25 protein-coding genes and 9 pseudogenes are annotated in these 25,097 nt (G+C 68.4%); 16 read left to right on the top strand and 18 right to left on the bottom strand.

The window, feature by feature from the left end:
- Window positions 1-447 precede the first annotated feature (447 nt).
- Window positions 448-990 (top strand): annotated as a pseudogene (locus ACZ68L_RS43690) (ATP-binding protein); the annotation flags it as partial.
- Here the strand turns inward: ACZ68L_RS43690 and ACZ68L_RS43685 are convergent.
- Together ACZ68L_RS43685 and ACZ68L_RS43680 are read right to left on the bottom strand one after the other, a co-directional pair.
- Entirely contained in the window at window positions 987-1,511 is a 525-nt protein-coding gene (locus tag ACZ68L_RS43685) for a hypothetical protein (protein WP_469589684.1), read from the bottom strand. The pseudogene ACZ68L_RS43690 and the gene ACZ68L_RS43685 overlap by 4 nt on opposite strands.
- Window positions 1,512-1,656: 145 nt before the next feature.
- Window positions 1,657-2,241, bottom strand: coding sequence for a GNAT family N-acetyltransferase (locus ACZ68L_RS43680; protein WP_469589681.1), 585 nt, complete (start codon window positions 2,239-2,241; stop codon window positions 1,657-1,659).
- A gap of 93 nt (window positions 2,242-2,334) precedes the next feature.
- Here ACZ68L_RS43680 and ACZ68L_RS43675 point away from each other — a divergent pair, with 93 nt between their 5' ends.
- Complete coding sequence (locus tag ACZ68L_RS43675) at window positions 2,335-3,510, top strand: IS630 family transposase (RefSeq protein ID WP_469589678.1); 1,176 nt, start codon at window positions 2,335-2,337, stop codon at window positions 3,508-3,510.
- A 107-nt stretch (window positions 3,511-3,617) separates the two neighbouring features.
- On the opposite strand, the pseudogene ACZ68L_RS43670 reads toward ACZ68L_RS43675, so the two are convergent.
- A pseudogene (locus ACZ68L_RS43670) lies at window positions 3,618-3,722 on the bottom strand (PIN domain nuclease); the annotation flags it as partial.
- Window positions 3,723-3,753: 31 nt separating this feature from the next.
- Here ACZ68L_RS43670 and ACZ68L_RS43665 point away from each other — a divergent pair.
- Window positions 3,754-4,020, top strand: a complete 267-nt coding sequence (locus ACZ68L_RS43665) for a hypothetical protein (protein ID WP_469589676.1) — start codon at window positions 3,754-3,756, stop codon at window positions 4,018-4,020.
- A gap of 100 nt (window positions 4,021-4,120) precedes the next feature.
- On the opposite strand, the gene ACZ68L_RS43660 is transcribed toward ACZ68L_RS43665, so the two are convergent.
- Window positions 4,121-4,267 carry a hypothetical protein gene (locus ACZ68L_RS43660; RefSeq protein WP_469589673.1) on the bottom strand — a complete coding sequence of 49 codons (147 nt, stop codon included), beginning with the start codon at window positions 4,265-4,267 and terminating at the stop codon, window positions 4,121-4,123.
- A gap of 45 nt (window positions 4,268-4,312) precedes the next feature.
- Between ACZ68L_RS43660 and ACZ68L_RS43655 the strand changes: the two genes are divergently transcribed.
- Both ACZ68L_RS43655 and ACZ68L_RS43650 read left to right on the top strand, forming a co-directional pair.
- Entirely contained in the window at window positions 4,313-5,803 is a 1,491-nt protein-coding gene (locus ACZ68L_RS43655; RefSeq protein WP_469589671.1) for an MFS transporter, read from the top strand.
- 60 nt (window positions 5,804-5,863) lie between these two features.
- Window positions 5,864-6,514: a TetR/AcrR family transcriptional regulator gene (locus ACZ68L_RS43650; protein ID WP_469589669.1), complete on the top strand. Its 651-nt coding sequence runs from the start codon at window positions 5,864-5,866 to the stop codon at window positions 6,512-6,514.
- Window positions 6,515-6,678: 164 nt separating this feature from the next.
- Here ACZ68L_RS43650 and ACZ68L_RS43645 read toward each other — a convergent pair.
- Together ACZ68L_RS43645 and ACZ68L_RS43640 are read right to left on the bottom strand one after the other, a co-directional pair.
- Window positions 6,679-6,969: pseudogene (locus ACZ68L_RS43645) on the bottom strand (IS30 family transposase); the annotation flags it as partial.
- A 233-nt stretch (window positions 6,970-7,202) separates the two neighbouring features.
- A pseudogene (locus tag ACZ68L_RS43640) lies at window positions 7,203-7,432 on the bottom strand (IS6 family transposase); the annotation flags it as partial.
- 180 nt (window positions 7,433-7,612) lie between these two features.
- On the opposite strand from ACZ68L_RS43640, the pseudogene ACZ68L_RS43635 reads away from it, so the two are divergent.
- Window positions 7,613-7,841: pseudogene (locus ACZ68L_RS43635) on the top strand (transposase); the annotation flags it as partial.
- A gap of 96 nt (window positions 7,842-7,937) precedes the next feature.
- Here ACZ68L_RS43635 and ACZ68L_RS43630 read toward each other — a convergent pair.
- Window positions 7,938-8,765 (bottom strand): hypothetical protein, encoded by an 828-nt coding sequence (locus tag ACZ68L_RS43630; protein ID WP_469589666.1) that lies wholly within the window; start codon window positions 8,763-8,765, stop codon window positions 7,938-7,940.
- A 66-nt stretch (window positions 8,766-8,831) separates the two neighbouring features.
- Window positions 8,832-9,338: a SigE family RNA polymerase sigma factor gene (locus ACZ68L_RS43625; RefSeq protein WP_469589663.1), complete on the bottom strand. Its 507-nt coding sequence runs from the start codon at window positions 9,336-9,338 to the stop codon at window positions 8,832-8,834.
- Window positions 9,339-9,644: 306 nt separating this feature from the next.
- On the opposite strand from ACZ68L_RS43625, the gene ACZ68L_RS43620 reads away from it, so the two are divergent.
- The 4 genes and pseudogenes from ACZ68L_RS43620 (at window position 9,645) to ACZ68L_RS43605 (ending at window position 12,727) form a co-directional block, all read left to right on the top strand.
- Window positions 9,645-9,986 (top strand): PadR family transcriptional regulator, encoded by a 342-nt coding sequence (locus ACZ68L_RS43620; RefSeq protein ID WP_469589660.1) that lies wholly within the window; start codon window positions 9,645-9,647, stop codon window positions 9,984-9,986.
- Window positions 9,983-10,945: pseudogene (locus tag ACZ68L_RS43615) on the top strand (hypothetical protein). The gene ACZ68L_RS43620 and the pseudogene ACZ68L_RS43615 overlap by 4 nt, the downstream one beginning before the upstream one ends.
- Before the next feature lie 95 nt (window positions 10,946-11,040).
- A complete protein-coding gene (locus ACZ68L_RS43610) occupies window positions 11,041-11,961 on the top strand; it encodes a phosphatase PAP2 family protein (RefSeq protein WP_469589657.1) in 921 nt (306 codons plus the stop codon).
- A gap of 55 nt (window positions 11,962-12,016) precedes the next feature.
- Window positions 12,017-12,727, top strand: a complete 711-nt coding sequence (locus tag ACZ68L_RS43605; RefSeq protein WP_469589655.1) for an IS6 family transposase — start codon at window positions 12,017-12,019, stop codon at window positions 12,725-12,727.
- Between the two features lie 80 nt (window positions 12,728-12,807).
- Here ACZ68L_RS43605 and ACZ68L_RS43600 read toward each other — a convergent pair whose 3' ends face one another.
- Window positions 12,808-13,734 carry an NmrA/HSCARG family protein gene (locus ACZ68L_RS43600; protein ID WP_469589652.1) on the bottom strand — a complete coding sequence of 309 codons (927 nt, stop codon included), beginning with the start codon at window positions 13,732-13,734 and terminating at the stop codon, window positions 12,808-12,810.
- 120 nt (window positions 13,735-13,854) lie between these two features.
- Between ACZ68L_RS43600 and ACZ68L_RS43595 the strand changes: the two genes are divergently transcribed.
- Both ACZ68L_RS43595 and ACZ68L_RS43590 read left to right on the top strand, forming a co-directional pair.
- Window positions 13,855-14,442, top strand: a complete 588-nt coding sequence (locus tag ACZ68L_RS43595) for a TetR/AcrR family transcriptional regulator (RefSeq protein ID WP_469589649.1) — start codon at window positions 13,855-13,857, stop codon at window positions 14,440-14,442.
- 275 nt (window positions 14,443-14,717) lie between these two features.
- Entirely contained in the window at window positions 14,718-15,176 is a 459-nt protein-coding gene (locus tag ACZ68L_RS43590) for a hypothetical protein (RefSeq protein WP_469589647.1), read from the top strand.
- A gap of 363 nt (window positions 15,177-15,539) precedes the next feature.
- Here the strand turns inward: ACZ68L_RS43590 and ACZ68L_RS43585 are convergent, their stop codons facing one another.
- Complete coding sequence (locus ACZ68L_RS43585) at window positions 15,540-15,860, bottom strand: hypothetical protein (RefSeq protein WP_469589644.1); 321 nt, start codon at window positions 15,858-15,860, stop codon at window positions 15,540-15,542.
- A 112-nt stretch (window positions 15,861-15,972) separates the two neighbouring features.
- Here ACZ68L_RS43585 and ACZ68L_RS43580 point away from each other — a divergent pair, with 112 nt between their 5' ends.
- On the top strand, window positions 15,973-16,167 hold the full coding sequence (locus ACZ68L_RS43580) for a hypothetical protein (protein WP_469589641.1): 195 nt from the start codon (window positions 15,973-15,975) through the stop codon (window positions 16,165-16,167).
- A gap of 162 nt (window positions 16,168-16,329) precedes the next feature.
- Here the strand turns inward: ACZ68L_RS43580 and ACZ68L_RS43575 are convergent, their stop codons facing one another.
- From ACZ68L_RS43575 to ACZ68L_RS43565, 3 genes and pseudogenes are all read right to left on the bottom strand, one after another.
- Window positions 16,330-16,983 (bottom strand): DUF1707 SHOCT-like domain-containing protein, encoded by a 654-nt coding sequence (locus ACZ68L_RS43575; RefSeq protein ID WP_469589639.1) that lies wholly within the window; start codon window positions 16,981-16,983, stop codon window positions 16,330-16,332.
- A 500-nt stretch (window positions 16,984-17,483) separates the two neighbouring features.
- Window positions 17,484-17,966 (bottom strand): annotated as a pseudogene (locus ACZ68L_RS43570) (ATP/GTP-binding protein); the annotation flags it as partial.
- 156 nt (window positions 17,967-18,122) lie between these two features.
- Complete coding sequence (locus ACZ68L_RS43565; protein ID WP_469589637.1) at window positions 18,123-18,605, bottom strand: MarR family winged helix-turn-helix transcriptional regulator; 483 nt, start codon at window positions 18,603-18,605, stop codon at window positions 18,123-18,125.
- An 89-nt stretch (window positions 18,606-18,694) separates the two neighbouring features.
- Between ACZ68L_RS43565 and ACZ68L_RS43560 the strand changes: the two genes are divergently transcribed.
- The gene (locus ACZ68L_RS43560) at window positions 18,695-19,567 is read left to right on the top strand and encodes a haloalkane dehalogenase (protein ID WP_469589634.1); all 873 of its coding nucleotides are present in this window, start codon (window positions 18,695-18,697) and stop codon (window positions 19,565-19,567) included.
- A 311-nt stretch (window positions 19,568-19,878) separates the two neighbouring features.
- On the opposite strand, the gene ACZ68L_RS43555 is transcribed toward ACZ68L_RS43560, so the two are convergent.
- From ACZ68L_RS43555 to ACZ68L_RS43535, 5 genes and pseudogenes are all read right to left on the bottom strand, one after another.
- On the bottom strand, window positions 19,879-20,472 hold the full coding sequence (locus ACZ68L_RS43555) for a DUF6262 family protein (protein WP_469589632.1): 594 nt from the start codon (window positions 20,470-20,472) through the stop codon (window positions 19,879-19,881).
- A complete protein-coding gene (locus tag ACZ68L_RS43550) occupies window positions 20,469-22,082 on the bottom strand; it encodes a tyrosine-type recombinase/integrase (protein WP_469589630.1) in 1,614 nt (537 codons plus the stop codon). The genes ACZ68L_RS43555 and ACZ68L_RS43550 overlap by 4 nt, the downstream gene beginning before the upstream one ends.
- Window positions 22,079-22,630: a hypothetical protein gene (locus ACZ68L_RS43545; protein ID WP_469589627.1), complete on the bottom strand. Its 552-nt coding sequence runs from the start codon at window positions 22,628-22,630 to the stop codon at window positions 22,079-22,081. The genes ACZ68L_RS43550 and ACZ68L_RS43545 overlap by 4 nt, the downstream gene beginning before the upstream one ends.
- On the bottom strand, window positions 22,588-23,157 hold the full coding sequence (locus ACZ68L_RS43540) for a hypothetical protein (protein ID WP_469589625.1): 570 nt from the start codon (window positions 23,155-23,157) through the stop codon (window positions 22,588-22,590). The genes ACZ68L_RS43545 and ACZ68L_RS43540 overlap by 43 nt, the downstream gene beginning before the upstream one ends.
- A gap of 123 nt (window positions 23,158-23,280) precedes the next feature.
- A pseudogene (locus tag ACZ68L_RS43535) lies at window positions 23,281-23,646 on the bottom strand (TniB family NTP-binding protein); the annotation flags it as partial.
- A 176-nt stretch (window positions 23,647-23,822) separates the two neighbouring features.
- Here ACZ68L_RS43535 and ACZ68L_RS43530 point away from each other — a divergent pair.
- The gene (locus ACZ68L_RS43530; RefSeq protein WP_469589622.1) at window positions 23,823-24,614 is read left to right on the top strand and encodes a hypothetical protein; all 792 of its coding nucleotides are present in this window, start codon (window positions 23,823-23,825) and stop codon (window positions 24,612-24,614) included.
- A 331-nt stretch (window positions 24,615-24,945) separates the two neighbouring features.
- Window positions 24,946-25,097 (top strand): annotated as a pseudogene (locus tag ACZ68L_RS43525) (nuclear transport factor 2 family protein); the annotation flags it as partial.

The raw sequence follows: 25,097 nt of genomic DNA, 5'->3' as shown, positions 1-25,097 counted from the left end.
AGGGGAGCGGTGGCCGCCCGGACAGTGGCGCGCTTGCCGTAGGCGGCTGCGGGGCCGACGACCTCCTTCGGCGTTGTCGCCGCGGTGGATGTCTGCGCGGTGGCGACCATGGAGCGCAGCGCCCCGGGAGAGCGCAGCGAAGCCGGAGAGGGCACCGGAGTTCCCACAGGCAGGACAAAGCTCTGAGCCGTCATCGCGCCGGACTCCGCGGCCCCCGCAGGGCTTACGCCGGCAGTAAGGAGGCCGTTGCCGCCAGCATGGCGATGACCAGGTGGCGCGTGCGCCGCATGGAGTTGATGGTGTTCCCCTGGGAGGTGGATCGAGCTGTGTGACGCCGCAGCGATCTTCGTCCGCGACCTTTACCACCCTCTTCGATCGAATGATCGAATATCCAGTGGTGGAATCGCGATGTCCTGAAGTCGAGCAAGGCTGACCGAATAGCCGATCTTCCATGGGAGTCCACAGCTGCCGGCCGCCCAGATCCGCGACCTCGGCGCCCTGCGCTGGCTGCACTCAGGCGAATCGGTCATCCTCTTCGGCCCGGTCGGGGTCGGCAAGCCACACGTCGCCCAGGCCCTCGGCCACCTCGCCATCCGGCAAGGCGCGAACGTCCGCTTCGCCAAGACCAGCCGGATCCTCGCCGACCTGGCCGGCGGCCACGCGGACCGCACCTGGGACAAGCGAATCCGTGAACTGGTACGTCCCGACGTGCTCATCCTCGACGACTTCGCGATGCGCCAGCTCGGCGCGTCCCAGGCCGACGACCTCTACGAACTGGTCAGCGAGCGCCAAGGCCGGTCGCTGATCATCACCAGCAACCGGGCGCCCAGCGACTGGTATCCCCTCTTCCCCAACCCCGTCGTCGCCGAATCGCTCCTCGACCGGCTGATCAACACCAGCCACCAAGTCATCATGAACGGACCCAGCTACCGCCCGAACAAACGACCCAAAAACCCCACCGACAAGCCCGGCAAACCGCCGGTCCGCTAACGTCCAGCCTCGTCCATGTTCCACTCGCGCGGCAGTTCCTCGTCGCAGAAGACGCAGACGAAGTTCTCCTCCCGAACGATGTTCAGCTGGCTGCAGGACTGACAGTTCCGAAACACCACCTCGTGGGTGAAGCCGGACGGATGATCTATCCCTGCCGCGTCCAGAGCCTTCGCGACAGCCGGCCACGAGCGGATGTCCGGGCAGTATCCGGTCGACTGGTTACTCACATCACCGACCACCCACTGCCCGGACTCCTCGCGGAAGCTCATCTCCCCGGCACTCAAAACGGGAGCACCGCCAGCGCACACCACGTGCTCGCTCCGGCGGGGCGCCAGCCGCAGCACACCCGCCGAGTCGATGACGAACGTGAAAGGCTCGGCCAACTCCGCCGCTGCCAGACCCGAAGCCCAGTCGCCGAAGTCCGCCGCCGAGAGAATGCTTCGGCCCTCAGCTTCCGGCCGGACAAGGGCCCGCAGATCGGGTGGCCCCACATACCGATAGCTCCACCCCAGCAGGTTCACGCTGGCCAACCTAGCGCCCACCCACGGCCAGAGCCTGGGGAATTACGTGAACTTACCCCTGGGGAATAACGCGAGCGTTCACAGACGCCCGTGCCGGCCCACACGGGTTGGACGGACGGCCGCCGTTAGCGGTTCTCTCGTCCGTTCATCTCTCAGAGCGCAGACGCGCATGGACGTGCACGTCGTGCCGCCCGTCCGTTTGGAGCCATGCACTGCGGCGCACGCCCTCCAGGGCGAAGCCGGTCTTCTCGGCAACGCGGCAGGATGCGGTATTGCCCATGGCGTGTTCGAGATCGAGACGGTGAAAGCCGGCCACGTCGAAGGCCCACGATGTCATCGCTTCGACTGCCCGCGGGCAGACGCCCTTTCCTCGGGCCGCCGGGACGGTCCAGTAGGCGACGTCGGCGGTGCCGTCCGCGAACTTCAGTTCCTTCAATGCGGCGCGAGCCAGCAGCACATCGGTGTCGGAGTCGACCACGGCCCAGTGCGCGCCGGTCTCGGCTGCCCAGCCGCCCTGCCATCCTGCGATCCACTCCTGTGCCTCGGCCACGGAGTCCGCGCGCTGCACATGCCAGCGTTGGATCTCCCCGTCCTGGTAGGCGTCCATCACGGCTTGGGCATCGCCGAGCGTCCAGGGCCGCAGCAGCACGCCGTCGCCGGCCCTCAAGGTTGGCTGGGGTTGTGCGGCGAGGGAGCCCACCGGAACCGTTGAGCGGACGAGTGTAGGCATGGCCTGGATTATTCAAGATCGCCAGCCGGGTCGTCCAGCGTCGGACCGGTTGCGGCAGGCTGTGGCAGCCCTGATCCACTTCTGCTGATCGGCTTGCCTGCCTTGCCTGTTGCCACCGCGCGCCCGATAGTCCTGACCGCCGCCGAGCGGCAGCGGTTGAAGAAGGCGGCCTGGGGTCACAAGACCCCGCACCAGGCCCGAGTCCGGGCGCGAATCGTTCTCCTGGCGGCCCGTGGCAGGTCCAACGCGCGTATCGCCGTCGAGGCGGGAGTGCACGTGGACACGGTGCGCACGTGGCGGGGCCGGTTCGCTGACCTGGGCCTGCCGGGCCTGGCTGACCGAAAGCGCCCGGGACGGCCAGCCGTTTTCACGCCGTTGCAGGCCGCGCAGGTCAAGGCGCTGGCCTGCCAGCTTCCCGTCGAGACCGGCGCACCGCTGTCGCGCTGGTCGTGTCCGGAGTTGGCCCGCGAGGCCACGGCACGGGGCATCGCCGCGTTCGTGTCGGCTTCCACGGTGCGCCGCTGGCTCGACCAGGACGCGCTCAAGCCCTGGCAGTACCGGTCCTGGATCTTCATTACCGACCCGCTGTTCCGGCCGAAGGCCCAGCAGGTGCTGGACCTCTACGCCCGCACCTTCGACGGCGTCGAGCTGGGCAAGGGCGAGTACGTGATCAGCGCGGACGAGAAGACCTCCATCCAGGCCCGCTGCCGCTGCCACCCCACCCTCGCCCCGGGCCAGGCCCGCGCGATGCGCGTGAACCACACCTACGGGCGCGGCGGCGCGCTGGCCTACCTGGCCGCCTACGACGTCCACCAGGCCAAGGTGTTTGGCCGCACCGAACCACGTACCGGCATCGACCCGTTCATGAATCTGGTCACCCAGGTCATGAGCCAGGAGCCCTACGCCAGCGCCAAACGCGTGTTCTGGATCGTAGACAACGGCTCCTCCCACCGAGGGCAGAGGTCCGCCGACCGTCTGGCCGCCGCCTTCCCGAACGCGGTGCTGGTCCACACCCCCGTGCACGCCTCCTGGCTGAACCAGGTGGAGATCTACTTCTCCGTCGTGCAGCGCAAGGTCGTCTCGCCCAACGACTTCACCGACATTGCCCAGGTCGGGGACCGGCTCCGAGCCTTCGAAGACCGCTACAACGCCACAGCACAGCCGTTCCAGTGGAGGTTCACCACCTCCGACCTGGACGATCTGCTGGCCAGGCTCGACCGGCACACCGCCGATCACCAGGAAGAATCCTCACTCTGCCTCGCCGCGTGATCAACCCCCGAAGGACTTCCAGGCTCGACCACTTAGCGAGACGCTCGGCTGGGGTTTCCCAGCTGAGCGTCTTGCGTGGGCGGCTGTTCACTTACCGGCCACCGGGCCCCGGTGACGGCGGCGATGCACTCGAAGTCGTGGTCGCGGTGCAGGAGGGTCAGGCCCTGGAGTTCCGCAGTGGCGGCAACGGCGAGGTCCACCGCGCCTTCGCTGTCGAGGCGTCTCGTTTCCACGGGCCGTGAAATGGATCAAGAGCCGCGCCGGAAAACCACTGTCCCCTCAATCGGCAAGACGGACCTCAGGGCGCTGCCGGTGGTGCTGCCGACCTGGTTCGGGCAGCTGCGCATCGCGCAGGCGCTCGGTGCGCCCGACGGCCAGATCGCCGCGCACCTGGAGGTCGCTCGGGCTGCGGCCCAGGCGTGCAACGCCCTGGCCGGGCAACTGGTCGGAGGTGGCACCCTCTCCGGCGCGGCGTTGTCCACCTGCGTCGATCTCCACTCCGAGAGGTAAGTTGAGCGGAGCGCTCCGCTCCGATAGATTCATGTCCTTGGGCCGGGCGGCATGACGGTCGCGGCGTGAGAGTGCGGCGCACGCGGTCTCCCGGGGCGACTCACTGCCTCTCCGGCTCTCCAGCGAACGCGGCGGGCACGACCACGACCAGGCGGCGGAATCCGACGCCGCCAGGCCCCTGCCCGGTCGCCACCAAATCGGCGCCCGAGACCGCCAGACCTATGCCGAGCGGATCGCGTCGCTCCACGCGGTGGTGATGCCGCTCCCTCAACCTCAGAAGGAGGAGTCGTCAGTGGACGACACCAGAAACCGGCACCGCAGCGCGGTGGCATCGCGGCCGAACGCGGTGCTGGCTGCACTGCTCGCCGCGGTGGGCTGCTTCTCGCTGATGCAGACCCTGGTCATTCCCGCGATGTCCGTGCTCGCGCAACGCCTGCACACCGACACCGCCACGGCCGGATGGCTGATCACCGCATTCCTGCTCGGCGGGGCCGTCCTCACCCCCGTACTGAGCCTGCTCGGCGACAAGTACGGCCACCGACGGCTCCTCGTGATCGTCCTGCTCATATTCCTCGCGAGCACCCTGGGGGGCGCCGCCGCCCCGAACATCGGTTTCCTCATCGCCATGCGCGCCGTGCAAGGCGCCTCCATGGCCACACTCCCGCTGGCCCTCGCCCTCGTCCGCGAAGCAATGCCCCGGGAACGGATCGCCTCCAGCTTCGGTACCACCGCCGCCATGCTCGGCGGCGGCGCGGGCCTCGGGCTGGTCCTGGGTGCCCTGATCATCCAGCACACCTCGTGGCGCTGGATGTTCGGCGCCGAAGCGGTGATCATCGCCCTGGCGACCCTCATGGTCATCGCCTGGGTGCCGGAAAGCCCCGAGCGCCACAGCAAGCGCGTCGACGTGCCCGGTGCCGTGGTCCTGGCCGGCGGGCTCGTCGTCCTGCTCCTGGCGATCACCGAAGGCACGAAGTGGGGCTGGCTCTCCGCCGGAGTGCTGTCGCTCTTCGCGGCCGCCGTGGTGCTCTTCGCCATACTCGGCGTGATGTCGGCCCGCCGGTCCGATCCGATCCTCGACCTCCGGCACATCACCCACCTGCCGATGCTCGTCACCAACCTCGCGGCGCTGCTGATCGGGGTCGTACCGTTCTTCTTCTACATCCTGGTCCCGCAACTGCTGCAGCTGCCCAACGGTCTTCCGCCCGCACTGCGCCCGGCGGCCTCCTACGGAGCCGGCCTGACCATCGTCCAGGCCGCACTGCTGATGCTGCCGAATTCCCTCCTCGTCGTCCTGGGCGGGCGCACCGCGCACTGGCTGCGCGGGCGGCTCGGCACCCGGGCACCCCTGGCCGCATGCATGACGCTGATGACGTCGGGAGCCGTGCTCACCGCGTTCTTCCACGGCTCCCCGACGCAGCTCGCGCTGTGGTTCTGCCTGGTCGGCCTCGGCGCGGGCTACGGGTACGCAGCGCTCGCCGACCTGGTCGCGGCCCTCGTGCCGCGCCGCGAGATCGCCGCGGGCAACGGACTGAGCACCGTTATCCGGACAGTCGGCAGCGCCGTGGGCAGCCAGCTCGCCGTCGGCTTCCTGCAGACCTACACCGTGGACGGCACGTCCGTACCCGCCGAGAAGGCCTTCACGGTAGGTTTCTGGGTCGCCGCCGCGCTCGGCGCCCTCGGTATCCTCCTCGTCGGGGCCCTGCGCATCCGCCCGCACCACCAGGTCCCCACGCCCGATTCCACCGTGGCAGCACCGGTTCCGGTCCTCAGCAACCAACGCTGACCCAGTCAGCCCGCCCACGTGGCAGGGCCGCGTCGACTGCCGCACCGAAGGAGCACGAGCATGCGCGCCGACCGCACCGGACCGCCCCGCGGACGTCAGAAGGAAGCCGACCGCAACGACGAGCGGATCCTGCGCGCGGCACGCGAAGCGTTCGCCGAACACGGCTGGGACGCCCCCGTCTCGGAGGTCGCCCGCCGTGCCGGCGTAGGCATGGGCAGCCTCTACCGGCGCTACCCCGCCAAAGAGGACCTCGCTCAGGCGCTGCGTGTGGAAGGCATGAACGAGCTGGCCTCCCTGGCCCGCACCGCCATGGCCGACCACCCCGACCCCTGGACCGCACTCGTGGCCTTCCTGCGAGCAACGCTGTCCGGCACCGACACCGGCTCCCTCCTCCCCCTCATGGGGGGCCGCCTGCCCGCCACCGACGAGGTCGACGCCGCAGACGACCGACTCCGGGCGGCACTCGACGTCCTGGTCGACGCCGCCCACCGGTCCGGCGCACTACGCCCGGACTTCAGCTCGGCGGACCTCCTGCTGCTGCTCGCCCACCTCAACGCCCGCCTGCCCACGACCACCGAGCGCGCGGTCGAACTGCACCTGCGCTACCTGGACCTCGTTCTGAGCGGTCTTCAGAACCCCGCGAGGACGGGCATCCAACCTGCCGGCCCGCCCAGCTGGGCGGAGCTGAGAGATCTCTGGAACGCCCCGTGATCCCTCTCCGCCCGCACTCCCAGCAGGGCTGTCCGGCCGACCTCCGCGGCTGGCCGGACAGCCCCTGACCGGAGCCCGAGACGGGCTTCCGGAGACCACGTACGTCGAAGGTCCCCGCGCGGCGGGGCGAATTCGAGGGGTCGATGCAACACGTGGTCGGTTGATCAGGCCGCGAGCAGTTTAGACAGGCGCTCGGCTGGGGTTTCCCAGCCGAGCGTTTTGTGTGGGCGGCTGTTGAGCTCGGCGGCGACGGCGTCGAGGTGGTCGCGGCTGTGGGTGGCGAGGTTGGTGCCCTTGGGGAAGTACTGGCGGGGCAGGCCGTTGGTGTTTTCGTTCGAGCCGCGCTGCCAGGGGCTGCCGGGGTCGCAGAAGTAGACCGGGATGTCGGTGGCGATGCTGAAGGCGTGGTGGGCGGCCATCTCGGAGCCCTGGTCCCAGGTGAGGGACCGCACCAGGTGCGATCTCTCGGTTTGGTGTCGGTGGTGGTGAGAGTCGGTGGGTGGCGCTCGGGGTGGGGTGTTGTGGGGCTGGTCAACGGTTGTTTGTGGGCGAGAGTGTCGCTGTCATGAGATGAGAGATTGAGAGGCGGGATCGCTGTCGTGGGGCTTTATCTCATGGCGGGTGATGCTGTCTCAGATTCGAGAGTTCTTAGTACTCCAGCTGTAGATCGTGATCTTGCTCGTGTGGTCCCGGCCGGCCCGACAGCCCGCCACAGGTACTTCTGCTCGCCGTTGATCTTGATGAACACCTCGTCCAGGTGCTACGTGTCGCCGGGCTGGGGCCGTCGGCGGCGCAGTCCGTTGGCGTACTGCTGACCGAATTTCAGGCACCAGCGGCGGACCGGACGATCACGCCGCGCTCCAGCATCAGCTCCTCGGCCTCACGGAAACTGAGCGGGAACCGGAAGTACAGCCACACTCAGTGCGAGATCACCTCGACCGGATACCGGTGCCCCTTGTACGACGGCGACATGCCCTCCACGGACGACCCCCTCCACCGTGATCAGCCCGAGGATCCTCCCACCCTGTCAGCCAACGTGACAGCGCCGTCTGGAGCGACTCTGCTGGTCGGTGGGCTTGGCCGTGCTGGGGTGGCGGGGTGGCTGAGCGCAAGCCGTACCCGAGCGACTTGTCCGACGAGCGGTGGGCGTTGATCGAGCCCGTGCTGGCTGCGTGGAAGGCCGGGCGGCCCTCGGCCACGGGCCACGAGGGCGGGTACGAGATGCGGGAGATCGTCAACGCGATCCTGTACCGGTCCCGGACGGGCTGTCAGTGGGCCTGCCTGCCAGGCGACCTACCGCCCAGCGGCGCGGTGTACTACTACTTCGGCCTGTGGCGGGACGACGGCACCGACCAGAACCTCCATGACCTGCCGGCGCAGCAGGTCATGGAGGTTCTGCCCCCATTTTCGGCAATGCAACGGGTCAGCCGACGGCACCGAGGATCGGCGCCCAGGTGGGACCGGTGAGTGCGGCCACCGCCTGCTTCTGGGAGAGCGGGGGAGCGTCACGGGTCGGCTTCGGCCTGTTTCCGCTACCGAAGTCGCCGGCGGTGTTCCACTGCACCATCTGAAGCTGGGCGCCGGTCGACTTCAGGGTCACCGTCGTCGTCCAGCGGTGAGCGATGTCGGAGTCGGGGACGGGGTCGGCACCAATCGGCTGCCTTTCCGCGATCTTCTCCGACATCACCAGGGCTCCGCCGGGAAGCGCGGCGCTGCTCGGCAGCTCGCTCAGCTCGCAGGTGTCGCCGACCTCAGCACGCCCGGCCGTATGGTCGCAGTTCAGCCCTTCGCCGTCCCTGAGCGGCAGCTTGAGCCGCAGGGCCGAGACGCCGACGTTGGCGGCGCCGTGCCCGTCGTTGACGTCCACTCCGCCGTTGGCGACCCACCCGCCGGACGGATTCGAGGGGTCGTTGCTCTGTCCGTTCTCCTGGCCGAACCGGCTCCCGGGGAACGTCTTCTTCACAGCGTCGATCATCTGGGTGCCGGTGATCGCGGAACGGGGCATCGCCAGCGCCACCGTTTCCATGTCGGATCCTGCGGAGCGAGTCCCAGCGAGCGCGCCGGGGAGTACCAGGCCGGCTGCTGCGATCGCGGCGCAGGCGCCGACCCCGGCGATGACGCCGGCGCTGCGCCGACGCCGACTGCGGCTCCGCCCGCGCTCGACGGCTCCGCTCGTGAGCGTGGTGAGATCGGATTCGAGGGAGTCGGTCGTGCGGTCCAGGGCGTGTGCGAGGTCTGCTTCGAACGGCATGCTGGCGTCGCCTTTTCTGTCGCTGATGGGGATTTTGTGGTGGGTTCGACCTGTGCGCGCCGGTGTTCAGTGTGGAACCAGGTCGGACAGGCTGTCGCCGAGCAACGCGCGCACCCTGTTGAGTGCCCGGGTGCCCTGGGAGCGGACCGCGCTGCTGCTCAGCTTGAGCATCTGGGCGGTCTCCTCGATGCTGCGGTCCTCCCAGTAGCGCAGCAGCAGCACCGCCCGGTCTCGGGGCGGCAGTTGGCCGAGCGCGTCCAGCAGGGTGAGCCGCAGTGCGGCGTCCGGGCCGGCCGCCGCGTTGTCGGGCATGTTCCCGATGGGGCGCTCGCCGGTGCTTCGCCGACGCCGCAGGGTGAGGGAGGTACGGACCAGAACCGTCTGGGTGTAGGCCGCCGGGCTGTCCGCTCTGGCCACCCGCTTCCAGTGCACGTACACCCGGCTGAGGGTTTCCTGGACCAGGTCCTCGGCAAGATGTGTGTCGCCGGCCGCGAGGAGGTATGCCGAGCGGTACAGCGCCTTCGCCCTCGCGGCCACGAACTCCAGGTACTGATCCTCCTGTGCTGATTTCACTCGGCCCCCGCCTGTTCTCTTGTTCCGTGATCCCCGTGCATACCCCTCTTGACTACGTGAGACGGCAGGATGTCGCGCGGCAGGAGCACCTTCTTTTCCACCGCTGCCGCGTCAGCAGTGTTCCGCGGGGGTCGGAGGCACGATGCCCGGCCCGGCGGGGGCCGACTGGGGTGCGTTGTCGGTACCTCTCAAGTCTTCGCCGAAACCGGCCGGTCGGGAGAGGCGACGCTCGCCGCGGGTGTGGAGGCGCTGCCGGTGACCGCAGTGCCAACGGATATATCTCGTTGCTCGATATATGCTCGATGTATGACGCGACAGACTCCGTCCTTGACGGAACCGCAGTACTTCATCCTTGCTGCGCTCATGGATGGGCCGTTACACGGTTACGGCATCATCAAGGCTGCCGAGCAGGCCACCGACGGGCGGCTCCGGATCGCTGTCGGCACTCTCTATGGTGCGCTGGAGCGGATGGAGCGGGCCGGGCTGGTGGTCGCCGATCATGAGGAGATCGTGGGCGGGCGGGCGCGGCGCTACTACCGGCTCACCGAGGACGGCACCGAGGTGCTCGGCCGGGAGGCGCTGCGGATGCAGCAGGCGGCGGCTGTCGTCATCGGGCGCTCGCGGGATGTCGGGGTGGCCCGGGCATGAACCGTTTGCTGCTTGCGGCTTATCCCGAGTCCTACCGTTCCCGGCAGGGAGAGGAGTTGCTGACCTGCCTGGCCGAGGCCTATCCCGGCCGTTCCTGGCCGCCGCCGCGGGAGATTGCCGCCTTGGTGCGCGCCGGGGTGCAGGCCCGTGCCCGTGCCGCCGTTGACGACACGGCCCGGCCGTGGTGGCTGGACGGCGTCCATCTGGCCGCCCTCGCCCTCGCCGTGCTGGCGCTGGTGCCGTACCTGCAGGATGTGTGGCACTGGGCACTGCACATCGATCCCGGCCGGCATGCCATCGCCTTCCGCTTCGCCGGCTGGTACCCGTGGGCACAAGGGCCCGGCACGCAGACACGGCTCCTGCCCTACGGGCTGCTTCCGCTGGTCTGCCTGGTCGCCCTGCTGCGCGGTAAGCCGTGGATCGCCCTGCCGGCCGCAGCGGCGATGATCTACGCCGGTGCCACGCTCGGCAGTTCCACGACGCTCTTCGGTAACGAGGGCAAGTAGGGCCTGGGCTACTACGGGCTGGGCGCCCCAATAACGGCCCGTGACCTGATGCTGTCGGGGACACTGTTCACCGCGTGCACCGTGCTGGCAGCCTGCCGTCCCGGCCGGCTGCGGCGCCACTCGTGCCGCTGGCTGGTCCCCGTCGTGCTCGCCATGTCCGTGGCCGGGGGCCTGCACATCATCTCCGTCGGTCCGGTCTTCCAACGCGGCCTGTTCGCCCTCGAAGTCGCCTCGCTGATCGCCGCGTGGGTGGCGACGGCGGCCACCGGCGACTACCGGTGGCTGATCCCCGTCGCAGCCTTCGCGACCATCCGCACGCAGGCGATCGTTGTCCAGCCGAACTGGTTCATGAACTCCCTGCCGAGCCTGGTCGTGCTTCTCCTCCTGATCGCGCCCCTCCGAGCCCTGGCGATCACCGCCCAGCGCCGGCAGAGCCAGGCGCTCCTCGAATAGGAGCAGATCCCCGTGGGCTGGCCGAGCCCGTCGGCCCACCGCGTGCCAGAAAAGGCGCGTGACCGAACTGCCCCCACGAAGAAACAGAGAAAGCGATGACTCGGCAAGATCCCCCGACCCTGTCCACGCACCCGGACACCCCCGGCCGGGTCCCGGGAATCACGACCGAACCCAGCCTCTCGCGGACGATATGGCCACGGGTCTCAGCTCCGCTGTACCTTTTGGGGCTCCTGGCGGTCTACCTGATCGCTGTCTGCACCCCGTTCGGGCAACGGGCGGAAAACGCCCTGATCACCGAAAACGCCGGCGGCAAACCGGCATGGATCTACCACTGGTCGGGACTAGCGTACGATTCGCCGGCCCTGCCGCCGCTAGACGACACCGCCATGCCCACCCTGGTCGCGGGCATGGCGGTCATCGTGGCCGTCACCCTGGTGCGGAGATGCTGGTGGCAAGGCTGCGCGGCGGCCGGAGTCGTCATGGTCACGCTCGGAGTCACGGAGCTACTCAGCAAGGTGATCCTGCCTCGCCCCGATCTGGTCGACGCGCGCGTCTCCCTCACCGAGGCGAGCTTTCCCAGCGGACACGCGGCCATCCCCGCCGGGCTGGTTTTCGGCGCCGTCCTCGTCGCTTCCCCCCGCATCCGCCCCTACGTCACCGCGGCCGGCATGCTGTGGCTCGCCGTCACCGCCGGCGCCGTCCAGGCCACCTACCAGCACCGGCCCAGCGACGTACTGGGGGCCACGCTGCTGGCCTGCGCGTGCTACAGCCTCGCGGCCCGGCTGCTGCCACCCGCCGCCGCACCAGACGTCACGCGGCGCCCCCGTGCGCTGCCGGCCACCGCCCTGGCGCTCTCGGCGGCCGGCGCGCTCGCCACCGGAGCACGAAATGACTCCGTCGCACAATCGCTGGTCTTCGCAGCAGCGGCCTTCCTGTGCGCGGCCCTGCTCTGGGCGGAGGGGCCCGTACACACCGCACGCCGCACACGCCCCGCAGGGCGCTGTCACGTTGGCTGACAGGGTGGGAGGGTCCTCGGGCTGATCACGGTGGAGGGGGTCGTCTGTGGAGGGCATGTCGCTGTCGTACAAGGGGCACCGGTATCCGGTCGAGGTGATCTCGCACTGCGTGTGGCTGTACTTCCGGTTCCCGCTCGGTTTCCGTGAGGTCGAGGAGCTGATGCTGGAGCGCGGCGTGATCGTCTCGTACGAGACGGTCCGCCGCTGGTGCCTGAACTTCGGTCAGCAGTACGCCAACGGACTGCGCCGCCGGCGGCCCCAGCCCGGCGACAAGTGGCATCTGGACGAGGTCTTCATCAAGGTCAACGGCGAGCAGAAGTACCTGTGGCGGGCTGTCGACCAGGACGGCAACGTGCTCGACATCCTCGTGCAGAGCCGCCGGGACACGGCTGCCGCCCGGCGCTTCTTCCGCACGCTGCTGACGAAGACGGGCGGAGTGCCGCGGGTGATTGTCACGGACAAGCTCCGCTCCTACGGCGCGGCCCACCGCGAGGTCATGCCCTCCGTCGAGCACCGCTCCCACAAGGGCCTGAACAACCGGGCCGAGAACAGTCATCAGCCCACCCGGCAACGCGAACGGGCGATGAAAGGCTTCCGCAGCGTCGGCGCCGCGCAGCGGTTCCTGTCCGCGTTCGGCGGCATCTCACCCCACTTCCGGCCCCACCGCCACCTGATGACCGGCACCCAACACCGTGCCGAAATGACCGTCCGCTTCACCATCTGGGAGCAGATCACCGGCGTCACCGGCCGGTCTGCCGCGGTGTGAGCCCAGGGCCCGGCACCCGGCCCCCACCACACCTCGACACACCGTCAGACACCCACACACCCAACAACGTGACAACGCCCTCACGCGTCCTGCTCTGCGGTTGGCTGGGTGGCCAGGAAGGCGGCGATCTGGGCGGCGCCGGTGCGCTCCAGCCAGGTGCCGAAGTCCATCGCTCCGGGGTGGATGCGGCGGGTGGCGGGAATGTCCGCGCGGTAGCCGCGTTCGTTGAGCCACTCGTTGGCGAACGCGAAGTCGTCGCTGACGGCCCGGATCGCCTCGATCGGGATCTGGCGGTAGGGCAGCGGGCGCCCGAGCGCCCTCGCGATGGCTGCGGCGATCTGGACCGGTGTGAGTTCGTCCGCGCCCAGCGCAACCGCCCGGCCGATCCAGTCCTCGGGCCGGGAGAACGCCAGCGCGGCGACGAAGCCGACGTCGTCCACGGCCATGATCTGCTGGGGGACCTCGGGCGCGAGGCCGGTAGCCAACGCCCCGCCCTGCAGCGCGTATCCGCCGGTGAAGTTCTCCATGAAGGAGACCGGCCGCAGAATCGTCGCAGGCAGGCCGAGCCCGGCGATGTGCTGCTCGATCCGCCACTTGCTGACCAGGTTCTGCGGCAGCGTTTCGCTGCCGTGGCGGTCCGCGCCGGCAACCGAGGTGAAGACGAAGTGCGCCACGCCGGCCGCGTGTGCCGCCTCGGCGACGTTCATCCCCCAGCGCACCTCGTCCTCGGCGCAGAAGCCCGGCGCGGTGCCGGGAGAGCCGACCGTGGGCTGGACGCTGAACATGCCGTAAGCGCCCCGGGCCGCCGCCGTCAAAGAGTCGGTGTCGTCCATCTGCGCGCGCATCACCTCCGCGCCGGCGCGCGCCAGCGCCGTGGCTTGCACCCCGTCCGGGTCGCGGGTGAGCGCACGCACCCGCCAGCCGCGGCTGAGCAAGTGTCGCGTCACCGCCCTGCCCTGCAGGCCGGTCGCCCCCACCACGACGATGATGTTCTCTGTCGGTTCCACGGTCTCTCCCCGTCTCGCCCATGCAGACGAGGGCCACACCTCATAACTGGGGCGGCCCTCCGGTTATCGTTCGATACGATATGGAGGGCCACCCCAGTTAGCAAGCCGTCAGGAGTTCCTGTGCCCAAGGACGCAGCCGTCCCGCCTCCGCGGCCGATGCGGGCGGATGCCCGCCGCAACTACGACCGGATCGTGGCCGCCGCCGAGACCGTCATCGCCGAATGCGGCGCCGACGCCTCCCTGGAGGAGATCGCCCGCCGCGCCGAGGTCGGCTCCGCCACCCTGCACCGGCATTTCCCCACCCGACAGGCGCTCCTGGAGGCGGTCTTCAAGGGCCGGGTGGAAGCTCTCTGCGCCAAGGCACACGCCCTGCTCTCCGACCCCGACCCCGGAGGGGCGCTTGTCGCCTGGCTCCGCGCCGTTGGCGCACATGCCGTGTCCAATCGGGGCCTGGGGGCATCACTGATGCGCGGCGCACGCGACGGTGACCCGACGCTGGGAGACACCTGCCACACTGTGATCGTCAACGCCGGTGACCAACTCCTGGTACGTGCGCGCCAAGCGCACGCCGTACGCCCCGAAGTCACCATCACCCAACTGCTCAAACTCGTCAGCGCCATCGCCCTGGCCACCGAACAGGAACTCGACAGCCCAGCCGAGGCAGACCGACTACTCACCCTCGCCATGGACGGGGTACGTACCCGCTGAACGTCCCGCCGCACAGGCAAGGGCCAGCAGAGCGCGCGCACCAGAGGGGCCTCGATACGGCGAAGCACCCCCACCACTTGAGGTGGAGATCGCCAAGGGAGACGACACCTATCCTCGGTCGCTCTTAGCTTGATCTTTAAGGCTGCTACTCAGCCTGGATCCACCGGCTTGATGCCTGTGGATAGCTTCTCCGGAAACGAGGAAGTGCCTTGTGGCCTGCGATGATGGGAGTTCTTCACGCTTCCAGTACGCACGATCAGCAAGGCACTTCCGAGATGCAATCTTCCCATGCCGCAGCGGCGGTCTCCGCACGGTTTGATGATTCGAATCTGGTCGGGTACGGCGGGCTGGCCCCGGTGGTGCGGCTGGCCGAGCGGTGCGGACTGCCCGCACTCGTCGACGAGCGCGTCCGGCTGCCGGCCTCGAAGGACGGCACCGGGGCCTTCCCCGCGGCGAAGCTGATGTCGCTGGTCGGCGGCATGATCGCCGGGGCGGACAGCATCGATGACATAGACCGGCTGCGGCACGGTGGGCTGCCGCGGCTGTTCAGCGGGGTGCGGGCGCCGTCCACGCTGGGCTCGTACCGACGTCAAGCTGCGCGCCGGGGCTACGAAGGCAGGGCTGGCCGAGCTGGTGAATGCCGCCGCCTGACTACGTACAGCCTAACTGCAACTTCAGGACGGAGACAGCTCACTGTGCTGCGGGAAGGAGTACGCATAAGCGCCTCCTCCTGATCGCGGCCAGCCGCCGTCCCTAACCTCTGCCGCCTCGGGCCTGGCGGTCCAGGAACTCGATCACTCGCGTTTCCGAACGTAGAAGCCGCTCGCGCTGCTCAGGAGGAAGCGTGGCGAGGAGGTCGACCAGGACTTGCCCCCGCGGAACGTAGACCATGTTGCCGGAGTAGACCCTGCAACTGGAACACCAGGCGAGCCCGATGCAGCGCTCGAACATGGAGGACTCGGGCGGATGGAAGCGATACTGATACGAGCAGACGGGTGTTGTGCAAGTGGCACAGACCCGTCGATCACCGTCCGGAACCGTGCTCCAGTTCCCTACCTCTCGCCAACGCTCTCGCCCGGCCGGTGCTCTTCAAGTCGTCATGCCGAACATTCTCCCTCGTGGAGTTTCATGCAGCGCAGCCGTCCGAGGAAGATTACCTCCGCGATCGCCTCGCTTGACTTGGTGCAGAGAAGGAACCGCCACCACCGCAGCAGGTCCATGCCGTAGGAGCGGACGGTTGCCGCCGCCTTCCCGGCTGCGAGCAGTTCCTGGAAGAACACCGCGACCGGCGCCACGGCCGCGCCGTCGGCGTCGACGAGCCGGTAGGGCTCGTACCGGTCGCCGGTCTCCACCAGCCGACCCCACCGAGGAACGGCCAATCTCGACAGATCCCGTTCGTGCACACGATCGTTCATCACGACCGCAGACCGTACTGGGCGACAACCTCACCTGTGCCCTGAACTGCACAATCAACGTGGTTCGTTCAGTCAACGGGGCATCCGATGCCCCATGCTCCAGGAGAGCACGAAGATGATCAGCCGCCTCGACGACCTCGAAGCCGACCTCATCACCCGCAGAGCCCGAGCCCAAGCCGAAGGCTGGGCCGGTGAGATCGAAGGGCTCGACCTCACCCTCCAACTCCTCCGCGCCAAGCGCGACGACACCCACCGTCGCACCCAACGCCCCGTCGTCGACCTCGGCATCTCTACCCCACGAACCGCATGAGCCCGATGAATGGCTATAGCGATTCGCTATCGGGCTCTGTCAGCGATGCCGACCGAGTTCCAGCGGAGCGTCAGTTCGGCGGTGACCGCTGCCCGTGATCGCTGGCAGAACCCCGCTCAAACCGTCCGAGCCACCGCCGACAGTTCAATACGAACGATGGAGTCAATCGCCTACAGGCAGGGACCCGGGCCTGCGCAGCAGCCACTGCCCGAACGTCCGCCGCACAGGCCGCACCACAACGCGGCCATGCCTTTTCTCACCGACCAGCTCCACCCGCAGCGTGATCGGCGCACCAGGGTCCGGAGCCTGACGGTACGTGACCCTGCTGTGTTCCAGTGTCAGGGCATCAGCGTCAACCACGATGCCCGGCTTGGTGATCAGCGTCAGGGTCTTGCCCCGCATGTCCACGTCGATCCGCAGTGTGTCCTGCGTGATCACTGCCTGAGTGAAGTCGAGCGTCACCTCGCACCAGTGGGCGGCCAGCTCCAGCCGTCGCGGCACCACCCAGCGCCCCTCACGCTTGATCGGGCTGTGCTTCTGGCGGATCCGGAGTATGTCCTTGACCTCGGCCACGGCCGCCCCGGCCGAGACCGATACGGGTGGCAGGTCAACGGTGAGCGCGGCCAGTTCGCTCACGGTCCGCGCCGACAGGGCAGCTTCCAGACGCTCGTCCAGCTCGTCCGCGGTCAGCAGGCCGTCCCCCGCCGCGACACGCAGCACGTCCACCACCCGGTCACGGTCCGCATGAGAGGCCCTCAGCTCGGGTGACGAGTCGGGGCCGGAACGCTTCCCGGTGGGCGAAATCTCCTCCGACATACTTCCGTCCTGGTCCTGTCGAACGTCTCCGCGCGACGCAGGCAGCGGCGCGAGAAGAAGACTAACGCTATATCGCGACACGGATCCCGGCCGGACCCCATCGCGGAGAAGCGATGGGCAGCGTCGATTCACGGCATGCGGCATCCACCATGCCGAGGCCCGGCCTCGACGTACATGAGGGAGCGTGGCATCTGGCGGCATCCGGTACGGCACACCCCGGTGCAGACGCGGGAATCGAACATCGCTCTCCCCCGACCGTGACTGCGCCCCGTGACCACTGACAGATGTTGGCGGGTGGGTGGGTTGAGGTGTGGGGTGTGGTGTGAGCTGGGGTATTGCAGATCGGGTGAGAACGGGGTGTGGTGTCTGTCGGCTCGGTGGCGGGCTTGCTGAGCTGGGGCTGTGTCAACTTTGTTGAGAGCGCGAGGGCTTGTCGCATGTAGCTTCTGCGTTCTAATGGCACTGGCTGTGTTTTTGCTGGTCAGAAGCGTTTTGCCTGGTCAGGTGGGTGGGTTTTCCGGTTTGTTCCGGTGGTGGGTTTCAGCGAGGTGGTCGATACGGATCCGGTCGAGGCTGGTCTTCGTGATCCGTTCGCTGCCGTCACAGATCGCGGTGATCGCGGCTTGGCGTAGGAGCCGGGTCAGGCTCCCGATCCGGCCCGCGGTCCGCTGGTGAAGGTAGGCGGCGTGGCGGGGAAGGGTCCCTACCCGGTGCGCACGGAGATCGAGCGCGGCTTCCACTGCCGTGATCAGTTCTTTGAACGGCTCGTGTTTCCCGAGCCGCGCCGGGAACGTACCGCACTCCACCAGGCTCGCGCGTGCGGCGAGCTGAGCCCCACGCACACCGCTGAACAAGGCGGTCGTGGTGACGTCGATGCCCGCGTACACGAACGTCGCCCCGATCCGTTCGGTCAGGTCTTTCAGGAGGTCGGCGGTCTCCGCACCGGTGGTAGTACGGGGATTGAGGCGGTGGATCTCGTCGACTTTACCGACCGCAGGAGCTCGGATACCGGCTCTGAACTGCGACGATTCATAGACTACATGTTCGTGACGGTGGCTCATGTCGGGGTACGGCTTGATGTGCATAGCGATGCGTACGTACGTGCACTGCTTCGATCTGGGTGCGGGCGCGCGGCTTGTTCACATGTTCTGGCCGTGATGATCCACAAGGGCAGCAAGGAGTCGGGCCAACTGCTCGCGTTCCGGCGGGGTCAGTGGCGCAAGCACCCCGTTTTCCACCTCAGTAAGCAGTTTGTCTAGCTTCAGTAGTTGCCGGTGGCCCTGCTTGGTGAGGACGATGATGTTCTGCCGGCGATCGGCAGGGTTGGGCGAGCGTTCCACCAGTTCGCGATCGGCCAGCTCGTTGATCACCGCGACCATGTCACTGCGATAGATCCCCGTGTGGCAGCTCAGCTCCGCCTGGCTGGCGGGTCCGAACTCGTCCAGTGTGGCGAGCACCGCGTAATGCCACTTGCGGGCGCCTGCGCGCGCCAACTCCTCGTTCACCAGGCGATCCGACTGGATCGCGGCCAGTGACAGGAGCCGGGTCCGCAGATTCCGCAGCCGCGCGACCGTGGCCTGCCGGTTGGTCGAGCGCGCCATGTCGGGCGTGCTGTTGCTCATGCTGCGATCGTACCGTTGCGTTAGTCCCACTAACAAACTACTTTCACTGGCGAGGGAACGTTAGTGGGACGAACAATTTGGAGGACGTCATGCCGGTGACGAACGTGCTGGACTCGACGATGTTCTACGAGGAGGCCGGCAGCGGCACCCCCTTCGTCTTTCTGCACGGCAACCCCAGCTCATCCCACCTGTGGCGCAAGGTGCTGCCCGCAGTTGACCTGCCCGCCCGCCTGCTCGCCCCCGACCTGATCGGCATGGGCCGCTCCGGCAAGCCCGACGTGCCGTACCGGTTCGCCGACCACGCTCGCTACCTGGACGACTGGTTCGACCGGCTGGGCCTGGACAAGGTGGTGCTCGTCGGCCACGACTGGGGCGGGGCACTCGCGTTCGACTGGGCAGCCCGCCACCCCGACCGGATCTGCGGCATGGCCTTCTTCGAGACCATCGTGCGGCCGATGTCCTGGAGCGAGCTGGGCGACGGACCGCGCTCGCGCGCCCAGGCCATGCGCGGGCCGCAGGGTGAGGCGCTGGTGCTGGACCAGAACTCCTTCCTGGAGTCGGCCTTCACCGGCGGGGTGCTGACCCCGGTGAGCGAGGAAGACATGCGGGCCTACCGGGCGCCGTACCCGACTCGGGAAAGCCGCCGCCCGGTACTGGAATGGGCACGCTCGCTACCGCTGGATGGAGAGCCGGCCGAGGTCGCCGAACGGGTCGAGCAGTACGGCACGTGGCTAGCGGGCAGCGGTGAGGTTCCCAAGCTGCTACTCACCTTCGACTCCTCGCCTACCTTGCTGATCGGCAAAGAGATGACCGATTGGTGCGCGGGGAACATCAGCGCGCTGGAAACCCGAAACTGTGGCCCGGCCGGTCACCACGCACCCGAGGACCAACCTCAGGCCATCGCCGACGCGATCGGCGCATGGGTCCGGCGGCACACTCTGACCGGCGACAGGCAACGCTGATTACCTCCACCGACGATGCACGTAAGCGGGCTGTTGATGGCGATGACATTGCAGTGGTACCGCAGCTGGTCCACGATCGCGGGGCGGGGACGAGGACCTCGTCCCCGAATGCCTGGCCTCAACACGCCTTGCGCCCTGTGCACGTTCACCCGTACGCCCCTGTGCACGTGAGTTGGTACGCCCACGGCTCAATGCTCTTTGCTGTCCTCGTCCGGGTGATGTCGCGCCGGAGCCCGGCCGCTGGTAGGCGGCCGGGCTCCGGGACCGAGTCGTAGCCGGACAGGCACCGGCGGAGTCGGATCTTGTTGACGTCACTGCCGAACGCCCGCTGGGGGATCGGCGATCTGGGCTTCGAGGTCGGCGACCCGGCGGTCTTGGAAGCGGAGGTTCGAGCGGGCGGCCTTGAGCCGCTCGTCGAGGGTGCGGTTGTCGGCGGTGAGCTGGCGGACCCGCTGCTTGAGCGTGGTGTTCTCGGTGGTGATCCGCTGGATGGTCTCCTCGGTCCATTCGACTTCCAAGTCCCGGATCTGGCCTAGGAGTTCGCCGATCCGGGTCCGCTGGACGAGGATCTCGGTGTGGGCGGCCTTGAGGGCCTCCTCGGCGTTCAGAGCGCGTTCGCGCCAGGTCGCCTCGCGCTCGTCGTCCTGTTCGGCGAGCATCTGGGGCCGGCATTCACCGGCCTGAGCCATCGCTGCGGCGACCGCGGCTCTGGCCTCGACGTTGTCGTAGAGGAAGGTGCGCGAGACGTCCGCTCGGCGGGCGACGGCGGCGACACTGACCCGGGCTTTCTCGCGTCGGAGCCGGGCGATGGCCTGGTGGACGCGCTCAAGGGCGGCTTCGGTCTTGCGGCGGCGGGCAACCAGGGCCGCTGCGGTGCGGGGTTCGGGAACGGTGGCAGTGTTCATGCAGCATCCTGTTCGGGGTCGTCGCCGTCGGCTGTGCACGTATCGCTGTACTCGTCCGGCTCGTCGCTGCCGGCGTCGGCGAGGTCGGCGGCGCGGAAGGCGGTGGACCACACGCGGTGGAAGTAGTCCTGGGGTTTGCGCAGGTCCAGGGCGAGGGCGTCGTCGAGGAGGCCGAGTCCGGCCAGGGCCTTCTCCAGGCCGTCGATGGCGCGGGCGGTGGGCTCGAAGTAGCGGTGGAGGTAGTCGGCGGTGGCGTCGTCAGGGGCGCCTTCGGCCAGCAGCCGCCACTGCTCGCGCTTGCGCCTCCAGTAGAGGAGGTCTGCGCCGGACAGAACGAACTTGTCGCAGTTGTGGCAGTCGAGGTTCCAGGGGCAGGCGCCGCCGTCGACGACGGGCTGGAAGGTGCAGAAGCCGCCCTCGGCCGGGGTGCTGCGGCGTGACAGGTCGATCACCAGAGCCTGGGCCTGTTGTCGGGTGAGTGGGGTGGTCTCCCCGGCCAGGAGTTCGCCGGGCTGTGCGGCTCCGGGGCCGGCAACCCAGACGTGCTGGAGCACGTTCTCCAGATCGGAGCTGGTCAGATGGACGTAGTGCTCCGCCATCCGGTCGCTGACCTGTCCGAGGTATCGGCGGATGTGGGTCAGGGTGGCGCCGTGGCGCAACAGGCCGGTGGCCAGAGTATGGCGGGCCTGGTGGGGGACGTAGTGGCCGAGGTCCATGGCGTCCACCCAGGGCCGGAACCGGCTGTAGAACCACTGGTGGGTCAGCGGCACCGTCCCGTCGTGGCTGCGGTAGGTCGTGGGGAACAGGGCCAGCCCGGCGCGTTGGGCTCCGGTCGGCCGGTAGCCGTAGCGGGCGGTGAAGCGGTCCAGGGTCTTGCGCTGGCGCTCGGCGAGGATCTCGTAGAGGCGTTCGGGTATGCGGATCGCGGCGTCGTAGTTGCCGACGTTGGTCTGGTCGTGCCAGAACATCGCGAGCCCGCCGTAGCGGCCGATGCAGTCCCACCGCACCTTGATGACCTCGCCGATGCGGCGGCCGGTGGTGACGGTGGTCTCCCAGATGTCACGGGCCCCGTTGTCATTGAGGTCATAGGTGGCGGCAAGCTCTGCGAGGTTGGCTTCGGCGGCCAGCGCCTGGGCGACTTCGTCGGGGAAGGGACGGCGTGCGGTCCTGCCCGTGGTGGCACCGGCGGTGGCGAACCCGGTGATGAACTCCCTGTCCAGGCCCAGCTTGTCGGCGACACCGGTGTCCAACGCGTCACGCAGCAGCTTGCGGATCGCGTTGAACACCACCGACCGGGTGGTCGTGGTCACGATGCCTGCGGCCCCGCCCGGCCGTTTGACCGCCAGCGATTCCAGGCCCTCGCGTTCACGGTGCCGCTGATCGGCGACGAACCGCTGGGCGTGCTCACCTCGAAGGACAGCGGGGTCATGACCACCGTCCGGAGCCTCAAGCTCCAGGAACACTCCCAGCTCCAGCGCAGCCCGACGATAGCCGTCGAACGGGCCACCCGATCTCGGACAGCGTGGCGACCGCAGTAGATCAGCAAGATAGTCCCAGGTCAGGTCCCGCAACCAGCGCTGCGGGATACTCGTCAGGTCGAAATGGCTCATGCGATGCGGGAACAGCACCCCGAAGTGTTCGGTCTCCAGGAAGCCGGCTCCTTGGCTTCGGCCGGAGTGAAATAGACGAGTCTCAGCTCGTGCAGGATCTCCTTGGCGATCGCGCCGGTGAACGCGGCGGAACCGCCGGTCCCGAACTCGAAATCGACCAGAGAGTTCACCTCAAGGGCCCGACACGTGGTCACCAGGGCGCGGATCCAGCCCAGATCCCATCGAGACGGCCGGGTCCGCTGGGTGTGGACGAACAGCCCCCACTGGATCTCGGCTCGCACCAGGGGCCGCAGCCCGCGCAGATTGATCTGCCCCGGCCACGGATGCGCGGGAACGGCAGCGCACCAGCGTCGGAACGCCGCCTGGTCACCGTACTCGATCGGGACTTTCTTCCCGAACTTCTCGTATCGCTGCCACCAGCTGTCCGGCATCGCGGCGTCACCGGGCCTGCCGTCACGGCGGTAACGGCTTCCGTGCCACGAGCACAGCCGGTCCCTCGCCGCATTCACCGTGGCCAGCAGCTTCTCCCTCGCACCGTCGGGGAGCATCTTCGGATGCCTGCGGCGCGGCCCAGAGGCGCGAGCGGGTTGGTGGGCAGCGATGACTTCACGTGCCCGAGGAACGAGCGGCGCCGGTCCACCCGCGACGGCAACCGGGACGTGTCGAGCTTCTTGCCGAGCTCCCCGTTCACGCCGGGGGAGGACTGGTGCAGGTAGAAGCCCTTCAGACAAGCCGCCGCGGTCGACAGCGCGGACCGGCCGTAGGGGCGCTTGCCCACCCGCCACGGCTCACCGAGCGGCATGAGAACCTCGGCGCCCATGATGCCCATGTACCGCTCAAGGTCCCGCAGCTGGACCATGCCGAAGGCCAGGCACTCCCGCTCCAGCCACCGCAGATGGTCCACCAACAGATACGCGTACGTCCTCTGCGTTCCCGAACCATCATGCAGACGCAGGAACCGGTCCGCCTCGGTGTGGACCGTCCCCTCGGGCCACACGATCGTCCACGACCGCCGCCCGTCCTTCCGCTCGATCTGCTGGACCCGCAAGTCCCCGACCACCACGTGCCGTGCCACTCGTCCTCCGTACCGACTCCAGAACATGACAGACGCCCCGGACACGGTCGGTAAACAAGCCCAGGACGTGCTGGTCACAGTCCCAGACGGACATCACGGGCAGCACTACGGGCGGTCGGTAAAGTCGATCATCACCAGGCGCACGCCCACACGGTTGTAGGTATGGCAGACAGCGTCGGTGATCTGTGCCTGCGTCATCCGGGCGGTGACGGGGATACCGAGGTAGCGGGCGAATTCCGCCGCCAGGGCTTTCGCGCTCGCGGCGGGCGGGACCAGTACGTACGCGACCGGTACTGGGGGATGCACGGATGAGGCCGGCAGCGGGTGCCTTTGGGTGTGCGCGAGGTGGCAGGCGCGCCCGACGTGGAGCAGGGCGGTGGTCTTCCCGGCTGCTGCGGGGCCGGTGACGATCAGCGAGGGGCGGGCGGTGGTCTCCTGATGGCGGCCCAGTGCGATCTCTCGTTTTGGGGACAGTGGTGTGAGGGGCAGTGGGTCGGGGTGTGTTGATGCTGGTCGAGGGCTGTTTCGGGGCGTGGGGTCACTGTCCTGGATGTGAGAGATCGGCGTGGGATCGCTGTCCTGGGCGTTTATCGCAGGAGGGATGACGCTGTCTCAGTTTCGTGAGTTCTGATCCACTGGCCGGCGGGTGTTGGTGTGATCGAGGGGTGGATCAGGAAGGACGGCTCCAGCCGCCGAAGGGGTCGGGTGGCGGCGCGGGCGCTGCTTTGCCGGCTGAATCGGTTCGGGTCTTGCGCGGGCCGGTGGTGCGCCGGCTGCTGGCTCTGCGCCAGAAGGGCAAGCTCACCACCGGGCATGTGAGGTCAGTGGCGGATGCGTTGGGGGTGCGGGAGCGGGCGGTTTGGCGGTGGCTGGCCGCTGCTGAGAAGGACGAGACCGCGGCTGCGGCGCCGGGGGAGCGGGCCCGGTATTACGGGAGGTTCACGGTCACTGAGGAGGTCCGTGCCCTGCTCGGGCTGTGGAGGGGGAACGTTACCGCCGTTCATCGCGATCTGACCGCTCGCGCGGCCAGGGGCGAGGGTGATCCGCCTCCGTCCGTCCCGACGTTGCACCGGGCGATCCGCCGTGATCTGACGCCGGGGGAGCGGGCCGGGCTCGCGGGAGGGGAGCGGGCGGCACGTATGCACGATGTGTTCCTGGCCCGGCCGCGGGGCTGGCGTAACCAGGTGTGGGAGACCGACCACATGCAGGCCCCCGTGCTGGTCGATGTCAACGGCACCGCGCGCAGGCCGTGGATCACGTGGTTCACCGACTGCGCGACGAACGCGATCACCGGGGCGGCGGTCACGCCGGTGCATCCGTCGCGGGAGTCGGTGATGATCTGCGGGTTTTTGTCGGTGGTGGTTCGGCATCGTGATGTCAGTGCAGTGAGTATCGGGTTTCTGCTGTTCAGGTGGTTGTGGTCAGGGTTTCGGGTGGTGACACGGATGCCGATCTAGCGCTGACGTTTTTGGTGATGGTGCTGGTCAGTTGGTTGCCGGTTGGTATGACGTGGGGTGTGATCTGGTGCTGGGCGTATCGGCGGTCCGGTGAGTGCGGTTCCGCACTCACCGCCGAGGACCGGCCATCGGCCACCGGTCACGACGGCTGGTGGGGCAGCCGGTCCGGCGCGGGCATCAGCGCGTGCACCGTCCGTTGGAGGTCCGTGATGTGCTCGCTCCGGGCGGCGAGGACATCGCGCAGATACCCGGCCTCGGCCTCGGCGAGCTGGCGGCCGTGCCGCGCCCGTTCCAGCTCGGTGCGCAGCGTGGCGACGTTGTCCTGCTCCTGGTCGTGCTCGGCGAGATCCGCCGGACCGCCCGGCCCACCGGGCGTGCGTATCGCGCGCGGTTCGCTCTGCATCTCACCGTCGAAGACAGCCTTGTCACCCGGCACCATGTCTACGAGGACAGCCTCGCCGTCGCCCAGGCATTCGAGGCGGA

Source organism: Streptomyces sp. NPDC104309 (genome assembly GCF_055584025.1).
Note: the sequence above shows the minus strand (reverse complement) of the source record. Positions and strands in the feature narration are given on the sequence as shown.

What these genes read in the sequence shown, in the direction of transcription:
- ACZ68L_RS43680 (WP_469589681.1), bottom strand. Translation starts at nt 2,241, where the DNA reads ATGCCTACACTCGTCCGCTCAACGGTTCCGGTGGGCTCCCTCGCCGCA.
- ACZ68L_RS43665 (WP_469589676.1), top strand. Translation starts at nt 3,754, where the DNA reads ATGGATCAAGAGCCGCGCCGGAAAACCACTGTCCCCTCAATCGGCAAG.
- ACZ68L_RS43575 (WP_469589639.1), bottom strand. Translation starts at nt 16,983, where the DNA reads ATGTCGGAGGAGATTTCGCCCACCGGGAAGCGTTCCGGCCCCGACTCG.
- ACZ68L_RS43610 (WP_469589657.1), top strand. Translation starts at nt 11,041, where the DNA reads ATGACTCGGCAAGATCCCCCGACCCTGTCCACGCACCCGGACACCCCC.
- ACZ68L_RS43605 (WP_469589655.1), top strand. Translation starts at nt 12,017, where the DNA reads ATGTCGCTGTCGTACAAGGGGCACCGGTATCCGGTCGAGGTGATCTCG.
- ACZ68L_RS43565 (WP_469589637.1), bottom strand. Translation starts at nt 18,605, where the DNA reads ATGAGCAACAGCACGCCCGACATGGCGCGCTCGACCAACCGGCAGGCC.
- ACZ68L_RS43560 (WP_469589634.1), top strand. Translation starts at nt 18,695, where the DNA reads ATGCCGGTGACGAACGTGCTGGACTCGACGATGTTCTACGAGGAGGCC.
- ACZ68L_RS43620 (WP_469589660.1), top strand. Translation starts at nt 9,645, where the DNA reads ATGACGCGACAGACTCCGTCCTTGACGGAACCGCAGTACTTCATCCTT.
- ACZ68L_RS43650 (WP_469589669.1), top strand. Translation starts at nt 5,864, where the DNA reads ATGCGCGCCGACCGCACCGGACCGCCCCGCGGACGTCAGAAGGAAGCC.
- ACZ68L_RS43580 (WP_469589641.1), top strand. Translation starts at nt 15,973, where the DNA reads ATGATCAGCCGCCTCGACGACCTCGAAGCCGACCTCATCACCCGCAGA.
- ACZ68L_RS43555 (WP_469589632.1), bottom strand. Translation starts at nt 20,472, where the DNA reads ATGAACACTGCCACCGTTCCCGAACCCCGCACCGCAGCGGCCCTGGTT.
- ACZ68L_RS43545 (WP_469589627.1), bottom strand. Translation starts at nt 22,630, where the DNA reads ATGCTCCCCGACGGTGCGAGGGAGAAGCTGCTGGCCACGGTGAATGCG.
- ACZ68L_RS43630 (WP_469589666.1), bottom strand. Translation starts at nt 8,765, where the DNA reads ATGCCGTTCGAAGCAGACCTCGCACACGCCCTGGACCGCACGACCGAC.
- ACZ68L_RS43590 (WP_469589647.1), top strand. Translation starts at nt 14,718, where the DNA reads ATGCAATCTTCCCATGCCGCAGCGGCGGTCTCCGCACGGTTTGATGAT.
- ACZ68L_RS43550 (WP_469589630.1), bottom strand. Translation starts at nt 22,082, where the DNA reads ATGAGCCATTTCGACCTGACGAGTATCCCGCAGCGCTGGTTGCGGGAC.